Consider the following 16,165-nt stretch of genomic DNA (forward strand, 5'->3'; position numbering starts at 1 on the left):
TCTCCTTCATATTTTGCCCTGAGGCAAAACTGACTTGTTCCATTAAGCCTCAGACGATGGCTGAGGCAGGGCAACATCCAATATTTCTCGTAATCGATCGAACGATTGCTGATAATACAAATAGCCGATCAGGCACTCGAACGCGGTGCTGTGCCGGTATTCCAGCACATCCGCGTTCTTGGCCGTTGTTCCTGATTTCGCATTGCGTCCCCGCTTCACGATATCGATCTCCTCTTCAGTCAACATCGGCATCAATCGTTCCAATAGTTTGGACTGCGCTTTGGCGGAGACGAACTGTGTCGCGGCTTTGTGCAAATGATTCGGCCTATGGTTCGTACCCGAAATCACATATTGCCGGATATAGACTTCATACACCGCGTCACCAATATAAGCCAGCACAAGCGGATTCAACAGCTTCGGGCTCTTGGACGGCGGAAAATGGAACAGGTTCACGATATCCGATAAAGATTGACTCATTTGCGGCGCCAGCGTATTCCTTGCGGTGTATCCTCGAGGAATATTCCTTTCTCCGTGAGCAAGTCACGAATCTCGTCGGCACGCGCCCAGTTCTTCGTTTTGCGCGCTTCGGTACGCTCGACGATCAGCTGTTCGATTTCTTCATCGAGCAATTCATCCGCTGCTTGGGACAGGAGACCGAGAACCGCATCGAACGCTTGCAACTGATCGAGGAATTGCTGCACAGCTGTGCCATTCACCCGCTCCTGCTGCAAATACAAATTCGCTTCGGCGACCAAATCGAATACGGCCGTAATCGCATCCGGCGTATTGAAATCGTCGTCCATTTTATCATCGAACTGGCGTGCGATAGCTGCGATGCGATCCGTGATCGCCGCTTCCACTTCACCAGTTTGTGAAGCCGTGTCCAGCCGGTGCTTCAGGTTATCGTATGCGTTCTGAATGCGCTCCAATCCGTTCGCAGCTTGCTTCAAGCTTTCATCGCTGAAATTCAGCGGGTTGCGATAGTGCGCGGAAAGCATGAAGAAACGGAATACTTGCGGTTTCAAGCGCTGAATCAGATCGCGAATCAAGATGCCGTTGCCGAGCGATTTGGACATTTTCTCATTATCAATGTTCAGGAATGCATTATGCATCCAGTAATTCGCCATCGGATGGCCTGTTACCGCTTCGGTCTGTGCGATCTCGCATTCGTGGTGCGGGAACGTCAAGTCCTGTCCGCCGCCGTGAATATCGATAGTCTCGCCCAAGTACTTGCGCACCATCGCCGAGCACTCGATATGCCAGCCCGGACGGCCTTGCCCCCAAGGGCTATCCCAATAAATCTCGCCAGGCTTCGCGGCTTTCCAGAGGACGAAGTCCTGCGGATTCTCCTTGCGGTCGTCAACCTCAATACGGATGCCGTACTGCAGCTCATCCAGGTTCTGATGCGACAGCTTGCCATACTCCTCGAACTTGGTCGTCCGGTAGTAGACGTCGCCTCCGCTTTCATAGGCATAGCCGGTATCCACCAGCGCAGCGATGAAATCGATGATCTCATGGATATTCTCGGTAACGCGCGGATTCTTCGTCGCTTCATTTACGCCTAGCGCCCGGATGTCTTCCAAGAACGCCTGGATGAACGTCTCTGCCAGTTCCGGCACGGTTTGGCCCAGTTCCTCGGCCTTACGAATCATTTTGTCATCGACGTCCGTGAAATTCGTAATATACGTAACTTCGTAATTTTGCGATTCCAGATAACGTCTCACCACATCAAAGAAAATGACCGGACGCCCGTTTCCGATGTGAATATAGTTATAAACGGTTGGACCGCACACATACATTTTCACCTTATTCGGTTCAATCGGTACAAAATCTTCCTTCTTCCGCGTTAGCGTGTTATACACTCTGAGCGTCATGTTGTCTCGCTCCTCCATTCTTTTGTCTTTCGAGTCTAAGCTGTTCCTTCAGCTCGTTGATTTGCTCTTGCAGCCCGTCAAACATATCGATAACCGGATCCGGCAAATTTGCATGATCCAACCGGTTCACACGAACGCCGTCCCGCTTCACTAATTTACCAGGTATACATACAACCGTGCTGTTCGGCGGCACTTCCTGAATGACAACTGCATTCGATCCGACGCGGGAATTCTCGCCCACTGTAAAGGAGCCCAGAATCTTGGCACCTGAACCAATAACTACATTATTGCCAATTGTCGGATGTCTCTTCCCCTTCTCTTTGCCGGTACCACCCAAGGTTACACCTTGGTATAGAATCACATCGTCGCCAATTTCACAAGTTTCACCGATCACAACCCCCATACCATGGTCGATAAACAGCCGCTGGCCAATTGTCGCCCCGGGGTGAATCTCAATGCCCGTCATGAATCGGCTCCACTGGGAAATGACGCGGGCTATCGTGAACATGCCCTTCTTGTAGAACCAATGTCCGATACGATGCGCCCATATGGCATGAAGACCGGAATACGTAAACACAACCTCGAACCAGCTGCGCGCAGCGGGATCGTTATCGAATACCGCCGAGATATCGGATTTGATCGATTTCCACATACTTTCACCTGCTTTAATTGGAAGTAAAAAATACAAAAAGCCCCCGCAGCCAATAAGGCTGCAGAGGCGTAGTAACCCGCGGTTCCACTCTGCTTGGTGACTCGGAAGTCTCCCAACTCAAACCCCGTAACGAGGGGTGATCGGCAGCGCCTACGTTTCTCCAATAAGAGAATTCGGCGCGGCAGCTCCCAGGTGCATTTCCGCTTAGGGGAATTGGATAACTCGCAGCCGAAGCGACAAGCGCCTCGATTATCCTCTCTGAGAATTCCTTGTTAAACGTACTCTCCTGATCGTTGCTTTTGGTATTGAATTCAGTATAGCGAAAAGCGCTTCGCTTTACAATAAGTTCCGCAGACGAGAAGCGACTTTTTCTTTACCGAGCAGATAAAGCGATACGTTCAGATCCGGTCCATGCACTTGACCTGTAAGAGCAGATCGGATCGGCATGAAGAGCTGCTTGCCTTTGAAGCCTGTATCCTTTTGCACTTGCTTCAAAAGGGCCGGAATCGCTTCAACCGTGAATGCTTCCGCTTGCTCCACCTGCTGCAGGAATCCTGCCAGCACGGCTGGGACATGCTCTTCCTTCAATACAGCGGCTGCCTCTTCGTCGACTGTCGGCTCACCCTGGAAGAAAATGGCGGACAACTCAACGATCTCCGCCGCGAAGCGCATTCTCTCCTGGTTGAGCCCGACCAAGGCGGTCACCCATTCCATCGCCGCGGCATCCGGCTCTCCTTGCAGATAGCCCGCTTTTTGCAGATGGGGCACACAAAGCTCGACCACTTGGGAAAGCGGCGCCTTTTTCAAGTAATAGTTATTCATCCAATTCAGTTTATCCATGTCAAACACGGCTGGGCTCTTGGATACACGATCGAGGCTGAATTGCGCAATCAGCTCTTCCTTCGTGAAGATCTCTTCTTCCCCGCCTGGCGACCAGCCAAGCAGTGCGATAAAGTTCACAACAGCTTCCGGCAAATAGCCGAGCTCGCGATACTGCTCAATAAACTGGATGATGGACTCATCACGTTTGCTCATTTTTTTGCGGTCTTGATTTAGAATCAAGGCCAAATGGGCGAATTCCGGTATCGGAAGGCCTAACGCTTCGTACATCAGAATCTGTCTCGGCGTATTGGACAGGTGCTCCTCACCGCGAATGACCAAATTGATTTTCATCAAATGGTCGTCGACAATAACGGCAAAATTGTACGTCGGAATGCCGTCCGGACGGGCAATGATGAAATCGCCGATCCCGTTCGAATCGAATTCAACGTGCTCGCGCACTTTATCTTCGAAGCCGATGATCCGGTTCTCCGGCACGCGGAAACGAACAGCCGGCTTGCGGCCTTCCGCCTGATAAGCCGCCACTTGCTCTGTCGTCAGGGTACGGCATCTGCCCGAATAGCCGCCCATCTCGCCGCGTGCTTCCTGTTCGGCACGCTCTTGCTCCAGATCCTGTTCAGAGCAGTAGCAATGATAAGCGTGTCCGCTTTCCAGCATTTGATTCACATATGTCGCATAGATATCCAGACGCTCCATTTGACGGTAAGGACCGTACGGACCGCCGATATCGACGCTCTCATCCCACTCTAAGCCCAGCCATCTCAACCCATTCAGCTGGTCGTTAATTCCCGACTCCTTATGACGCGTCTGATCCGTATCTTCGAAACGGACAACAAACGCACCGCCATGGCGGCGGGCTAATAAATAATCAAATAATGCGGTGCGGGCACCGCCGATATGTAAATGTCCAGTAGGACTTGGCGCATAGCGCACACGTAAAGGCTGATTCATCGTAGAACCCTCTTTCCCCTTTAGTACCCGGGAATCAGTCCGGCACTGCATAAGGCGATCTCGCTCGCCTAATCTGCTCCATGCATCATCGGACGACCCTAGCTGTAATCACTGCTATTCTAGCACATCTTAGCTGCGAATTAAACAAACAACCGACTGCGCCGCAATCCCTTCGCCCCGCCCGGTGAATCCGAGCTGCTCGGTCGTCGTCGCTTTCACATTCACTTGCTCCCGCTCCGCTTCCAGCGCCTCTGCGATGATCTCGACCATCTGCGGGATGTATAGCGCCATCTTCGGCTTCTGGGCGATGATGGTCGAATCGACGTTGCCGAGGCGGTAGCCCTTCTCTTTGGCCAGCTGCCAGACGTGCTTAAGCAGCACAAGGCTGTCCGCATCTTTGAATTCCGCAGCCGTATCCGGGAAATGCTTGCCGATATCCCCCAAGCCAAGCGCCCCAAGAATGGCGTCGCTAATGGCATGCAGCAGCACATCAGCGTCGGAGTGCCCGAGCAGCCCCTTCTCATACGGAATCGTTACGCCGCCGATAATGCATTTCCGCCCTTCCACCAGCTGGTGCACGTCAAACCCTTGTCCTACACGAATCATCGTTATCTCTCTCCTCTGACATGTTCTAAAATCCACGCTGCCCAAGGCAGATCTTCCCGGGTCGTAATTTTAATATTATAATAGTCCCCTTCGACCACCTGGACCGTGATCCCCAATCTTTCCACTAGCATCGAATCGTCGGTTCCGATGAAAGCCTCGGCCTCAGCCCGCTCGTGCGCTTCCCGCAAAACAGAAAGCCGAAAAGCTTGCGGCGTTTGGATCGCCCACAAGCTTCGTCTATCCGGCGTTGATTGAATTTGCTTGGCTTCATTTACGATCTTGATCGTATCCTTCACAGGCACGGCCAATACAGCTGCGTCTGTCTCCTGCGCTTTGCGGTAGCATGCGATCACATGTTCGGTAGCGGCGAACGGCCGTACACCGTCATGCACAAGCACCCATTCGGTTCCCGCTTCCAGGGCATCGATCCCTTTTTTCACCGAATCCTGACGCTCTGCGCCACCGGCTTGTACACTCGTCACTTTCGTTAGTGCATACGACTGAACGTACCCTCTACAGCGGTCAACATCCGCTTCACCTACAACCAAAATGATTTCATCCACTTCATGTATGTTTTGAAATAATTGCAAGGTATGTACCAGAATCGGCTTCTGTCCAAGCTGCAGATACTGTTTACTTTCAGCTGTACGCATCCGCGAGCCTCTGCCCGCTGCGACAATGACAACCCCTAGCTTCCCCATAATGTCCCCCTGAGCGTTTCCATAGGAAACCTGCGTCCTTGCTGCCTTTTCATCTTTGATGAAGATGTTATGGGCAACCTAGTTTAACCTCCCCCTATCATACTGGTTTTACTGCGCTTTTTCCAATAGTTTTGGTTTGGCAAAAATCATTCTGCCCGCCGAAGTCTGCAGCACACTCGTCACCATCACTTCCAGCGTCGTGCCAATAAACTCGCGTCCGCCTTCCACAACAATCATCGTGCCGTCATCCAAATAAGCCACGCCTTGTCCATGCTCTTTGCCGTCTTTAATGACTTGAACAATAATTTCTTCTCCCGGCAGTACGACAGGCTTCACCGCATTCGCAAGATCATTAATATTGAGTACTGAGACTCCTTGCAATTCACATACCTTGTTCAAATTAAAATCGTTCGTAATCACTTTGCCTTGCAGCACTTTGGCTAAGCGGACAAGCTTGCTGTCTACCTCAGAGATTTCTTCGAAATCGCCTTCGTAGATCAAGACTTTCACTTCCAGCTCTTTTTGGATCTTGTTCAAAATGTCCAGCCCGCGCCGGCCGCGATTGCGTTTTAGCAAGTCGGATGAATCTGCGATATGCTGCAATTCTTCCAGCACGAATTCAGGAATGACCAGTGTGCCTTCAATGAATCCCGTTTTGCAAATGTCCGCAATCCGTCCGTCAATAATGACACTCGTGTCCAAAATTTTGTGCTCCTCATAAGGGCGATGAGTGGCTTTATCCTGCCCGCCAGAACGTATGTTCTTGACAATTTGAACAAGCTCTTCCCGCTTGCTGTAACCGATGCGGAACCCCATCACAGCCAGAACAGCCGCTACGACAACCGGTAAAAAAGGGCCCATCCATGTTGCTTTCTCCAGAACCGGAAACGCTAACACGGCAATTAGCAACCCGATAACCAGCCCTACGGTGCCGGCGAGCAAGTCAAATGCCGGAATGCTCTCCATATTTCTTTCCCCGCGAAGCAACAGCTTCATACCGGCGTTCGCCACCCATGCCGCGATCAAGCACGCCGCAACTGCACCCAAGCCTTTGATCCACATCGCTTGTCCTGCTGCGCCCGTATAACCAGTCAGCTGTATGATGGAATCGCTCCACCCATAACCTAAACTTCCACCCATGATGGCAAAAATGATTTGTATCCATTTCCTCATCATAGTTTCACCTCCATATCAACAATGTTTATGCCATATTACAATTATGTTCCAATTTATCCATCGCTAATCACGAATCTTTACGGAAAATTGAAATATTAGAGACCTTCCATTATAATGAAATTGGAAGATACAAACACACTCGAGGTGGATGGAATGAGTTCCTTGACTTTAAAACAGTTTCAAGATCAAGTGTCTGAATTGTTACTCCGTCACCGAAGTCTGCTCGATGTCTTGTCCAAATTCCAACAAACTAACGCTGCGGCCAACCGTTCCGTGGTTAAATCCATCACGGAATGCGGATGTATCGGCGTCCACGCCGCCAAGCAGGAATATCATCCGGAGATGACACTGAATGAGGCCAAAGACGTGCTGGGCACTCATGTAACAGGGCATTTATGCGAGAACTGCGCGGAGATTGTAAGTGCTGAACTTGGACGTAACCTGTTCTACATGTCAGCGCTGAGCAACCTCTTGGATGTGGATTTGGAGAAAGTCGTAGAGAACGAATCCAAGAAGTGCTCAACTTTAGGACTTTTCAACATGTCATGACAATGAAAAAAGAAAAGCATTTATTTTCTTCTGAGACGGACTCAGAGAAAATAAATGCTTTTTTGATTGCGATTGAACACTTAGATGTCCGATTTCACGGAGTTCGTATCTTCATGCCCGCGTCGTTGCTTGTTTTTGCGGCGGATGCGGATGAAGATGCCATCAACGTTTTTTTTTAAGCCATACAATGCATAGAGCAGCAACGGTACGAAGATCATTTTGGAAATCGACTCAGGCCATTGAATAGCAATCAGTACGGCAACGACAACTATGATCGGTGTCACCCAAATCGCCGCTTTCGGAATGCCGGCCTTCTTGAAGTTCGGGTACTTCACTGTGCTTACCATTAAGTAAGAGAGAAGCACCGTGCTCACCAGCAAGACGTACACATTAATATCGCTTGCGAATAGAGCTAATGTACAAAGCACACCGCCCGCAGCCGGAATCGGGAGACCGATGAAATAGCCTGGCACACCGGCAATTACGTTAAAGCGGGCCAAACGAAGCGCACCGCAAATCGGGAAGATTGCAGTTACGATCCAGGCAAACGCCGGGCTGATCACACTTGGATCATTGAACGCAACCACATACATGATGAACGCTGGCGCTACGCCAAAAGAGATCACGTCCGACAGCGAATCGAGTTCTTTGCCGAACTCGCTCTGCGCGTTCAACGCTCTGGCTACACGGCCGTCCAGTCCATCAAGCAGCATGGCGATAATAACGAGCACCGCCGCCATTCCGTGCTTCCCACTAAAGGCTAAAATAATCGACAGAACACCGAGGAATAAGTTCCCTACTGTAAAAAGGCTGGGAATTGATTTTGTTAGCATACGCTTTAGTCCACCTCTGGATTTACTATACCCTAATCCAATCTTAATAAAACCTCAATAATGATACTTTATGATTGTATCTACTTTAAATATGTCTGTCAATGAAGACTTGCTCTTGAATTCTTTTTAATCCTTCTTTTATCGCGCGGGCACGCACTTCGCCAATTCCATCCACCTCATCCAGCTCTTCGATGGTCGCCATCATCATGTGCGGCAGGTACCCGAATTTTTCGACAAGGTTGGCAATGATGATGGATGGCAGGCGCGGAATCTTGCCCAGCACTCGGAAGCCGCGCGGCGAAACCGGTTCTTCCAGAATAGCATTCGTATGCGTGTAACCAAGCAAACGAATGATTTGGTGCGGCTCAAGCAATTCATCCGAAGACAAGCGCTTCAGTCCGGCCAGCATATCCTTCACCTTGTCTTCAGACAGCTCGCGCACATAGTCTTTCACCAGCAGCCGTGCTTCCAGCTCGGTATTGCCGACCAGCTCCTCAAGCTGCATGCTGATCAAGCGGCCTTCATTCCCCAGCTCGTTGATATACCGGTTAATTTCCGTTTTTACTCTCAGCACCATCTCAAAGCGGGCAATTACATTGGTAACGTCATGAAGCGTTACAAGCTCTTCAAATTCCGATGCGCTTAAATTCGTCAGGGACTGATCGAGTACGACCTTATACCGTTCCAGCGTTTGAATCGCCTGGTTTGCCTTGGTCAGTATCACGCCGATGTCCTTGAGCGCGTAGCGCAAATTCCCTTGATAGAGTGTGATAATATTCCGCCGCTGCGAGATCGAAACGACAAGCTTATTCGTCTGCTTCGCTACACGCTCCGCCGTCCGGTGGCGAATCCCCGTCTCCGACGAGGATATAGAGGAATCAGGAATTAATTGCGTGTTCGCATATAAGATTCGCTTCAAATCCTCACTGAGAATAATAGCGCCATCCATCTTAGCAAGCTCATATAAATAGTTGGGGGAGAAATCACAGTTAATGGAAAAACCGCCGTCAACGATTTCCATCACCTCCGGGCTATAGCCAACCACTATCAGTGCTCCCGTCTTGGCACGCAGAACATTCTCCAATCCATCGCGGAACGGAGTGCCTGGCGCTACCATTTGCAGCAGTTGGCTCATCACGTCTCGCTTTGTCTCTTCTTTAGTCATCATTTTCCTCCTGAAGCTTGCAAGTTGAATGGCGTACGAGTTAACTCAGCGCAGCTTGAAGAGCTTCTGACACCGTGTTCACTCCGATTATTTCCATACCCGGCGGATGGGTCCAGCCTTTGAGACTCTTCTCCGGCATAATCACTCGGCGGAATCCGAGCTTCTCCGCTTCCTTCACCCGTTGGTCAATGCGCGATACGCCGCGCACCTCGCCGGTTAGACCAATTTCACCGAACACCACATCATAAGGACGTGTAGCTTGATCTTTAAAACTGGAGGCGATGCTGATCGCAACGGCCAGATCGACAGCCGGCTCATCCAGCTTGACACCGCCGGCCACGTTCAGAAAAGCGTCCTGATTTTGCAGAAATAAACCTACGCGCTTCTCCAGCACCGCCATAATTAACGATAGCCGATTGTGGTCGATGCCTGTAGCCATTCTTCGCGGCGATGGAAAGTTCGTCGTCGACACCAGCGCCTGAATTTCTACAAGTACCGGACGAGTCCCCTCCATACTGGCTACAACCGTAGAACCTGCGACCCCTAAAGGCCGTTCGGATAAAAACAATTCCGACGGATTGCTGACTTCCACCAAGCCCGCTTCCTGCATTTCAAAAATACCGATCTCATTCGTCGAACCAAACCGATTCTTCACTGCCCGGAGCAGCCGGTAGGAGTGATGCCTCTCCCCTTCAAAGTAAAGCACGCAGTCGACCATATGCTCCAGCATTCGCGGGCCCGCAATGGCCCCCTCTTTGGTGACATGCCCGACCAGAACGGTTGCTATTCCTTTACCTTTAGCTATTCTCATAAAGTGGCCTGTGCATTCCCGCACTTGCCCCACCGTTCCCGGTGCAGAGGCGATGGCCGGATGATACACGGTTTGAATCGAGTCAATCACCAAGAAATCCGGATTGATCTCTTGAATTGCTTCTTCAATAAGCTCAAGATTCGTTTCGCATAGCACATAAAGCAGCGGAGATGACGCGTTCAACCGGTCTGCGCGAAGCTTCGTTTGTTTTACCGATTCCTCACCCGATATATAAAGCACCTTTTGCTGTGCCTGCGTAAGCGCAAATGAAGTTTGAAGCAGCAAGGTTGACTTCCCGATCCCCGGGTCACCGCCAACGAGAATCAGGGAGCCGGGGACGATTCCCCCGCCAAGCACACGATTCAGCTCTTTATTATTCGTTAAAACCCTAGGTTCAGGGCTACTTTCTATATGTATGAGGGGCATCGGTTTTTCTTTCGTTCGCGTAATGGATGAATTCATCCCCTGCGTACGAACAACCGTTTCCACCTCTTCCACCATCGAATTCCACGACTGGCAGCCAGGGCATTTTCCCATCCATTTCGGCGACTCATAACCGCATTCCTGACAGCAGAACTTCGTTTTCTGTTTACTCATGACGTAATTGGCTCCCTTGTGAAACAATCATACAATAACTGGCTATCCTTACCAAATAAAGTTTACCATTTTTAAGATGTAGGTGAAAGGGCTGCAAGTAACAAAATCGCTCATTTTCACAGCAAAAAAAGCATTTTGCCGCCACCCCTAAAGGATACGGCAAAATGCCTTCATTGTTTATTATTGTGCGGCTACGCCTTCACCTTTGCGAACGACAAGCTCGCCGTCACTTTCATCAATCGTTAAGGAGTCACCTTTCGAGATATTGCCTTTGAGCAGCTCCTCAGACAAACGATCTTCAATATGCTTCTGAATCGCTCTGCGAAGCGGACGCGCGCCATATGTCGGATCATATCCCTCTTTGGCGAGGAACATCTTCGCTTTCTCTGTTAGGGCGAAGTCCACTTCTTGCTCTTTCAGGCGCTTGCGGAGATCATCGGCCATCAAGCTGACGATTTGCGAAATGTGCTTCTCATCTAGCGAGTGGAAGACGATGATTTCGTCGATCCGGTTCAAGAACTCCGGACGGAAGCTTTTCTTCAGCTCGCCCATAACTTTGTCTTTCATATTGGAGTAATCTTTACCCGCATCGTTAGCTGCAGTGAAACCGAGGGAAGAGTTCTTCTTGATCGCTTCCGCACCGACGTTCGATGTCATAATAATCAGCGTGTTGCGGAAGTCAACTGTACGTCCTTTGGAATCGGTCAAACGGCCGTCTTCCAGCACCTGCAGCAAAATGTTGAACACTTCCGGATGCGCCTTCTCAATCTCATCAAGCAGCACAACGGAATATGGTTTACGGCGCACCTTCTCTGTCAGTTGACCGCCTTCTTCATAGCCCACATACCCTGGAGGCGCTCCGACCAGTCTGGACGTCGAATGTTTCTCCATGTACTCCGACATATCGATGCGGATCACGGCATTATCGTCACCAAATAGCGACTCTGCGAGTGCGCGCGCCAGCTCGGTTTTACCAACACCTGTTGGTCCCAAGAAGATGAAGGAGCCCATCGGACGTTTTGGATCTTTCAGACCGGCTCTCGCCCGGCGAATTGCCCGGCTCACGGCTTTGACGGCCTCTTCTTGACCGATCACACGTTCGTGAAGGATATCTTCCATCTTGAGCAGGCGTTCTGTTTCCTCTTCCGCCAGCTTGCTGACCGGAATTCCCGTCCAGCTTGCCACAACCTGAGCGATATCCTCAGGCGTAACTTCTGTGTCCAGACGGCCCTGTTTTTCTTTCCAATCGTTCTTCGTTGTATCCAGCTCTTCGCGCAGCTTTTGCTCGGTGTCGCGCAAGCCTGCCGCTTTCTCAAACTCTTGGCTTTGAACGGCGGCATCCTTCTCTTTGCGGATGTCCTCCAGCTTGCTTTCCAGCTGTTTCAGACTAGGCGGAATCGTGTAAGAGCGAAGTCTCACTTTGGAACTCGCCTCATCGATCAAGTCGATCGCTTTATCCGGCAAGAAACGGTCTGTGATATAGCGATCAGACAATTTAACGGCTTCTTCAATCGCCGCATCCGTAATTTTTACACGGTGGTGCGCTTCATAGCGGTCACGCAATCCATGTAAAATTTGAATCGCTTCTTCCGGAGATGGCTGATCTACGGTAATCGGCTGGAATCTACGCTCAAGCGCAGCATCTTTTTCGATATATTTGCGGTATTCGTCCAGCGTTGTCGCGCCGATGCATTGCAGCTCGCCTCTAGCCAGAGCCGGCTTCAATATGTTCGATGCGTCGATCGCCCCTTCCGCGCCGCCGGCGCCGATGAGGGTATGCAGCTCATCGATGAAGAGCACGATGTTGCCCGCTTGACGAATTTCGTCCATAATCTTTTTGAGGCGGTCTTCGAACTCGCCGCGGTATTTGGTTCCGGCCACAACAGATCCCATATCGAGTGTCATGACGCGTTTGTCTTTCAACGTCTCGGGAATTTCATTATTAATGATCTTTTGAGCAAGGCCTTCCGCAATGGCCGTTTTACCAACACCTGGTTCCCCGATCAGAACAGGGTTGTTTTTCGTACGACGGCTCAATACTTGAATGACACGCTCGATCTCTTTGCTCCGCCCGATGACAGGGTCCAGATGACCTTCCTTGGCAAAAGCCGTCAAATCGCGGGCCAAACCATCCAATGTCGGCGTATTCACATTTGGATTCGAGCCATGGCTAGGCGATACGGTTTCGCTGCTGCCTAGAAGCTGCAGCACCTGCTGGCGCGCTTTATTCAAGCTCACGCCCAAGTTATTAAGAACGCGTGCGGCAACACCTTCACCTTCACGGATCAGTCCGAGCAGAATGTGCTCTGTGCCTACATACGTATGGCCCAACTTGCGCGCTTCATCCATGGAAAGCTCAATGACCTTCTTAGCTCTCGGCGTGTAAGCGATGTTGGTCGGCTGCTCTTGACCGCGGCCAATGAGAGATTCCACTTCATCTTGAATTTTTTCTAGCCCTAAGCCCAAAGCGACAAGCGCTTTAGCGGCAATTCCTTCGCCTTCACGAATGAGCCCGAGTAAAATATGTTCAGTTCCAATATTATTGTGCCCTAAACGAACGGCCTCCTCTTGTGCAAGAGAGAGCACCTTTTGTGCACGTTCCGTAAATCTTCCAAACATCATAGAGAACACCTCCAAAAGTAGTATATCTATGGAAATCCTAAAGGATGAATCTATTTTGCTCGCTACACGCGGCCGAAGCGCTCGCGGATCAATTCAGCTCTTCGAATATCGCGTTCTTCTGCGGACAATTTCTCCCCTGCATACTGCTGCAGAAATCCCGGCTGCGTCATCACGAGCAGTTCATTCAGCACATTGGCGGACACGTTGTTAATAATGCCAAGATCGATCCCCAGGCGGACATCGGACAACCGCTGCGCCGCTTCTTTGGAGTCAATAATTCCCGCATAGGAAAGAATGCCGAAAGAACGATTCACCCGATCAATGATCCGATTTCTGGACTCTTGCATTAGCTTATGCCTAGCAGCGCGCTCGTGCTCGATAATTTGTCGGGCCACACTGTAAAGATTATCAATAATCTCTTCCTCGGATTGTCCTAACGTAATCTGGTTCGAGATTTGGAATAGATTACCTAATGCTTCGCTGCCTTCCCCGTATAATCCTCTAACGGTCAAGCCAACTTGCGTAACCGCCGATAAGATACGGTTAATCTGCTGACTAAGCACTAATGCCGGAAGATGCATCATCACCGATGCCCGAATACCTGTTCCCACGTTCGTCGGACAGCTTGTGAGATACCCTCTTTTTTCGTCATAACCATAGTCCAACTGCGACTCAAAAATATCGTCAATTTGATTGGCCAGATCCCAAACTTCCTTAATTTGAAAACCTGGGCACAGGCATTGTATGCGCAGATGATCCTCTTCATTGATCATGATGCTGATCGATTCGTTCTCGCTCAGGATGACCGCGCCGTTCCTGGACTCATTTGCCAGATTCGGGCTAATCAAGTGCTTTTCAACCAGTACCTTACGTTCAAGCTCATTAAGCTCCGATAGCGGCAGCAGTGAAAAATTGCTGATGGTCTCCAATTCTTCGTTGTCCAGCACGCCCGATAACTGATCCAAAACTTCCTGCGATTGTTGGTTCGTGGCGAGCATCGGGTATGGATAATCTCTGAGATTACGGGCAATACGAATTCGGCTGCTAATGACGATATCCGACTCGGGCCCATCACCCTTCATCCATTCGCTTAATGCATCTCCTGTAAAACGATTCAGTGTCATCTCATTTACACCTTCCTCTGCCACACATCTTCTGCGTCATCCAAGCACTATGTGCCCGCCATCTTCTTCTCGATATCGCGGATTTGATCCCGAATCCTCGCCGCTTCTTCGAACTCTTCCCGTTCGATGCTTTGCATCATATCCCGTTTCAAGCCTTCGATTTCCCGTTTATATTGAATGATGCCGCCGGTACGCTTCGGTACTTTGCCGACATGCACGGTATTGCCGTGAACTCTTTTGAAGAGCGGATCCAGCTTTTCTGAAAAGCTTTTGTAACATGACCCGCAGCCAAAGCGCCCTAGCTTGCTGAACTGTGAATACGTTAACCCACAGTGGTCGCAGCGGATCGCCTGTGATTTCGCCGAAGCGACGGCTGAAGGATCAAAATCAAGCAATCCCGATAAAAGATTATGGATCGAAAATCCATTGGACGTTCCCGGAATGAGCTCTCCCTTCTCGCGAGCGCATGTCTCACAGATATGGAACTCATTCTTGTCTCCATTAACAATCTTGGTAAAATGAAGAGTTGCCGGTCTCTTGCCGCATTCCTGACAAATCATCGCTACCGCCCTCCTTATTTGCTAAGCAAGGAAATTAGCATCGCCTTTAATATTTTGGCACGTATCTCATCTCGAAGCGGCAGCTTGAACGTCAGTACTTCTCGCGATATAGCCGCGCGCATCAGGTTTGCCTCACGTGCTGAAATGTAGTGACCTTCTAGCAGTTGGTAGATCAATCCTTCTGAAGTAACCTGATCGATATGGGTATGAATCGTCCGGAATATGTGATCGAGAATCGAGCCATGGCTCTTAAGCTCAATCTTCTGAATCCGGATATACCCGCCACCGCCGCGTTTACTCTCTACAACATAACCCTTTTCCAAAGTAAACCGTGTGCTGATCACATAGTTGATTTGGGAAGGAACGCATTGAAATTGATCAGCTAGTTCATTGCGTTGAATCTCGATTGCTCCTTCTGGACTTTGCTGCAGAATATGTTTCAAATATTGCTCAATGATTTCTGAAACATTACGCATCAATTCATCCTCCCAGAACGTTTGAAGTAACCTTAGCTTCAACACATGAAGCAAGTGATTACGAGATAGGTATTGATTAACATACATAGGTCAAGTTGACTTTGACTTTCTTTGACCTTAATTTGATTATAATCATTTCCTTTCTTTTTGACAAGTACTGCATCTCAAAACTGCTTGCTAAGCGGTCTGCACTCGTACACCTACAGCCGTAGTCCTTTATTAGTGTTGACCTTCCCCACAGTTTTATTCGATAGCCAGCAAAAAGACCCGCATCCTGACAAGGGTCAATCCTGTACATTGAGAATACAAAAAAGCCTTTCTGAGATTTCTCTCAAAAAGGCTTTGTTCTGTGCTTGGCAACGTTCTACTCTCCCAGAACCCTTCGGTTCAAGTACCATCGACGCTGGAGGGCTTAACGGTCGTGTTCGAGATGGGAACGCGTGGGTCCCCTCCGCCATCATCACCAAACGAATCAAGGCTTGCACCCTGAAAACTAGATACGAAACTTGCGTAAAGTGTGTTGCTTCTTTATTAAGAAGCTTTTGGTTAAGCCCTCGACCGATTAGTATTCGTCAGCTCCATACATTGCTGCACTTCCACCTCGAACCTATCAACCTCGTCGTCTACA

At 49.9% G+C, this 16,165-nt stretch carries 15 protein-coding genes and 2 rRNA genes; 1 reads left to right on the forward strand and 16 read right to left on the reverse strand.

Annotation, left to right across the window (positions count from 1 at the left end; translation table 11 throughout):
* Window positions 1-42 precede the first annotated feature (42 nt).
* The 7 genes from O9139_RS20800 to O9139_RS20830 form a co-directional block, all read right to left on the reverse strand.
* Complete coding sequence (locus O9139_RS20800) at window positions 43-477, reverse strand: Mini-ribonuclease 3 (RefSeq protein WP_270881374.1); 435 nt, start codon at window positions 475-477, stop codon at window positions 43-45.
* A complete protein-coding gene (gene cysS, locus O9139_RS20805) occupies window positions 474-1,874 on the reverse strand; it encodes a cysteine--tRNA ligase (protein ID WP_270881375.1) in 1,401 nt (466 codons plus the stop codon). The genes O9139_RS20800 and cysS overlap by 4 nt, the downstream gene beginning before the upstream one ends.
* Window positions 1,855-2,526 (reverse strand): serine O-acetyltransferase, encoded by a 672-nt coding sequence (gene cysE / locus O9139_RS20810; protein WP_270881376.1) that lies wholly within the window; start codon window positions 2,524-2,526, stop codon window positions 1,855-1,857. Before cysE ends, cysS begins: the two co-directional genes overlap by 20 nt.
* Before the next feature lie 336 nt (window positions 2,527-2,862).
* Window positions 2,863-4,317, reverse strand: a complete 1,455-nt coding sequence (gene gltX / locus O9139_RS20815; protein WP_270881377.1) for a glutamate--tRNA ligase — start codon at window positions 4,315-4,317, stop codon at window positions 2,863-2,865.
* A 129-nt stretch (window positions 4,318-4,446) separates the two neighbouring features.
* The gene (gene ispF, locus O9139_RS20820) at window positions 4,447-4,923 is read right to left on the reverse strand and encodes a 2-C-methyl-D-erythritol 2,4-cyclodiphosphate synthase (protein ID WP_270881378.1); all 477 of its coding nucleotides are present in this window, start codon (window positions 4,921-4,923) and stop codon (window positions 4,447-4,449) included.
* Window positions 4,924-4,925: 2 nt separating this feature from the next.
* On the reverse strand, window positions 4,926-5,627 hold the full coding sequence (gene ispD / locus O9139_RS20825; protein ID WP_270881389.1) for a 2-C-methyl-D-erythritol 4-phosphate cytidylyltransferase: 702 nt from the start codon (window positions 5,625-5,627) through the stop codon (window positions 4,926-4,928).
* Between the two features lie 105 nt (window positions 5,628-5,732).
* Window positions 5,733-6,800: a PIN/TRAM domain-containing protein gene (locus O9139_RS20830; protein WP_270881379.1), complete on the reverse strand. Its 1,068-nt coding sequence runs from the start codon at window positions 6,798-6,800 to the stop codon at window positions 5,733-5,735.
* A gap of 153 nt (window positions 6,801-6,953) precedes the next feature.
* Between O9139_RS20830 and O9139_RS20835 the strand changes: the two genes are divergently transcribed.
* Complete coding sequence (locus tag O9139_RS20835; RefSeq protein WP_270881380.1) at window positions 6,954-7,349, forward strand: DUF1573 domain-containing protein; 396 nt, start codon at window positions 6,954-6,956, stop codon at window positions 7,347-7,349.
* Between the two features lie 80 nt (window positions 7,350-7,429).
* On the opposite strand, the gene pssA is transcribed toward O9139_RS20835, so the two are convergent.
* From pssA to O9139_RS20880, 9 genes are all read right to left on the reverse strand, one after another.
* The gene (gene pssA / locus O9139_RS20840; RefSeq protein ID WP_270881381.1) at window positions 7,430-8,182 is read right to left on the reverse strand and encodes a CDP-diacylglycerol--serine O-phosphatidyltransferase; all 753 of its coding nucleotides are present in this window, start codon (window positions 8,180-8,182) and stop codon (window positions 7,430-7,432) included.
* Between the two features lie 85 nt (window positions 8,183-8,267).
* Entirely contained in the window at window positions 8,268-9,347 is a 1,080-nt protein-coding gene (gene disA / locus O9139_RS20845; RefSeq protein WP_270881382.1) for a DNA integrity scanning diadenylate cyclase DisA, read from the reverse strand.
* Between the two features lie 40 nt (window positions 9,348-9,387).
* Window positions 9,388-10,755, reverse strand: coding sequence for a DNA repair protein RadA (gene radA, locus O9139_RS20850; RefSeq protein ID WP_270881383.1), 1,368 nt, complete (start codon window positions 10,753-10,755; stop codon window positions 9,388-9,390).
* A gap of 180 nt (window positions 10,756-10,935) precedes the next feature.
* Window positions 10,936-13,377 (reverse strand): ATP-dependent protease ATP-binding subunit ClpC, encoded by a 2,442-nt coding sequence (gene clpC, locus O9139_RS20855; RefSeq protein ID WP_270881384.1) that lies wholly within the window; start codon window positions 13,375-13,377, stop codon window positions 10,936-10,938.
* Between the two features lie 62 nt (window positions 13,378-13,439).
* Complete coding sequence (locus tag O9139_RS20860) at window positions 13,440-14,501, reverse strand: protein arginine kinase (protein WP_270881385.1); 1,062 nt, start codon at window positions 14,499-14,501, stop codon at window positions 13,440-13,442.
* A 47-nt stretch (window positions 14,502-14,548) separates the two neighbouring features.
* The gene (locus O9139_RS20865) at window positions 14,549-15,061 is read right to left on the reverse strand and encodes a UvrB/UvrC motif-containing protein (protein ID WP_270881386.1); all 513 of its coding nucleotides are present in this window, start codon (window positions 15,059-15,061) and stop codon (window positions 14,549-14,551) included.
* 14 nt (window positions 15,062-15,075) lie between these two features.
* A complete protein-coding gene (locus O9139_RS20870) occupies window positions 15,076-15,537 on the reverse strand; it encodes a CtsR family transcriptional regulator (protein WP_270881387.1) in 462 nt (153 codons plus the stop codon).
* Window positions 15,538-15,888: 351 nt separating this feature from the next.
* Window positions 15,889-16,005: ribosomal RNA gene (gene rrf, locus O9139_RS20875) — 5S ribosomal RNA — on the reverse strand.
* A gap of 74 nt (window positions 16,006-16,079) precedes the next feature.
* A 23S ribosomal RNA gene (locus O9139_RS20880) occupies window positions 16,080-16,165 on the reverse strand; the annotation flags it as partial.

The sequence above is a fragment of the Paenibacillus aestuarii genome, assembly GCF_027789125.1.
GTDB lineage: Bacteria > Bacillota > Bacilli > Paenibacillales > NBRC-103111 > Paenibacillus_E > Paenibacillus_E aestuarii.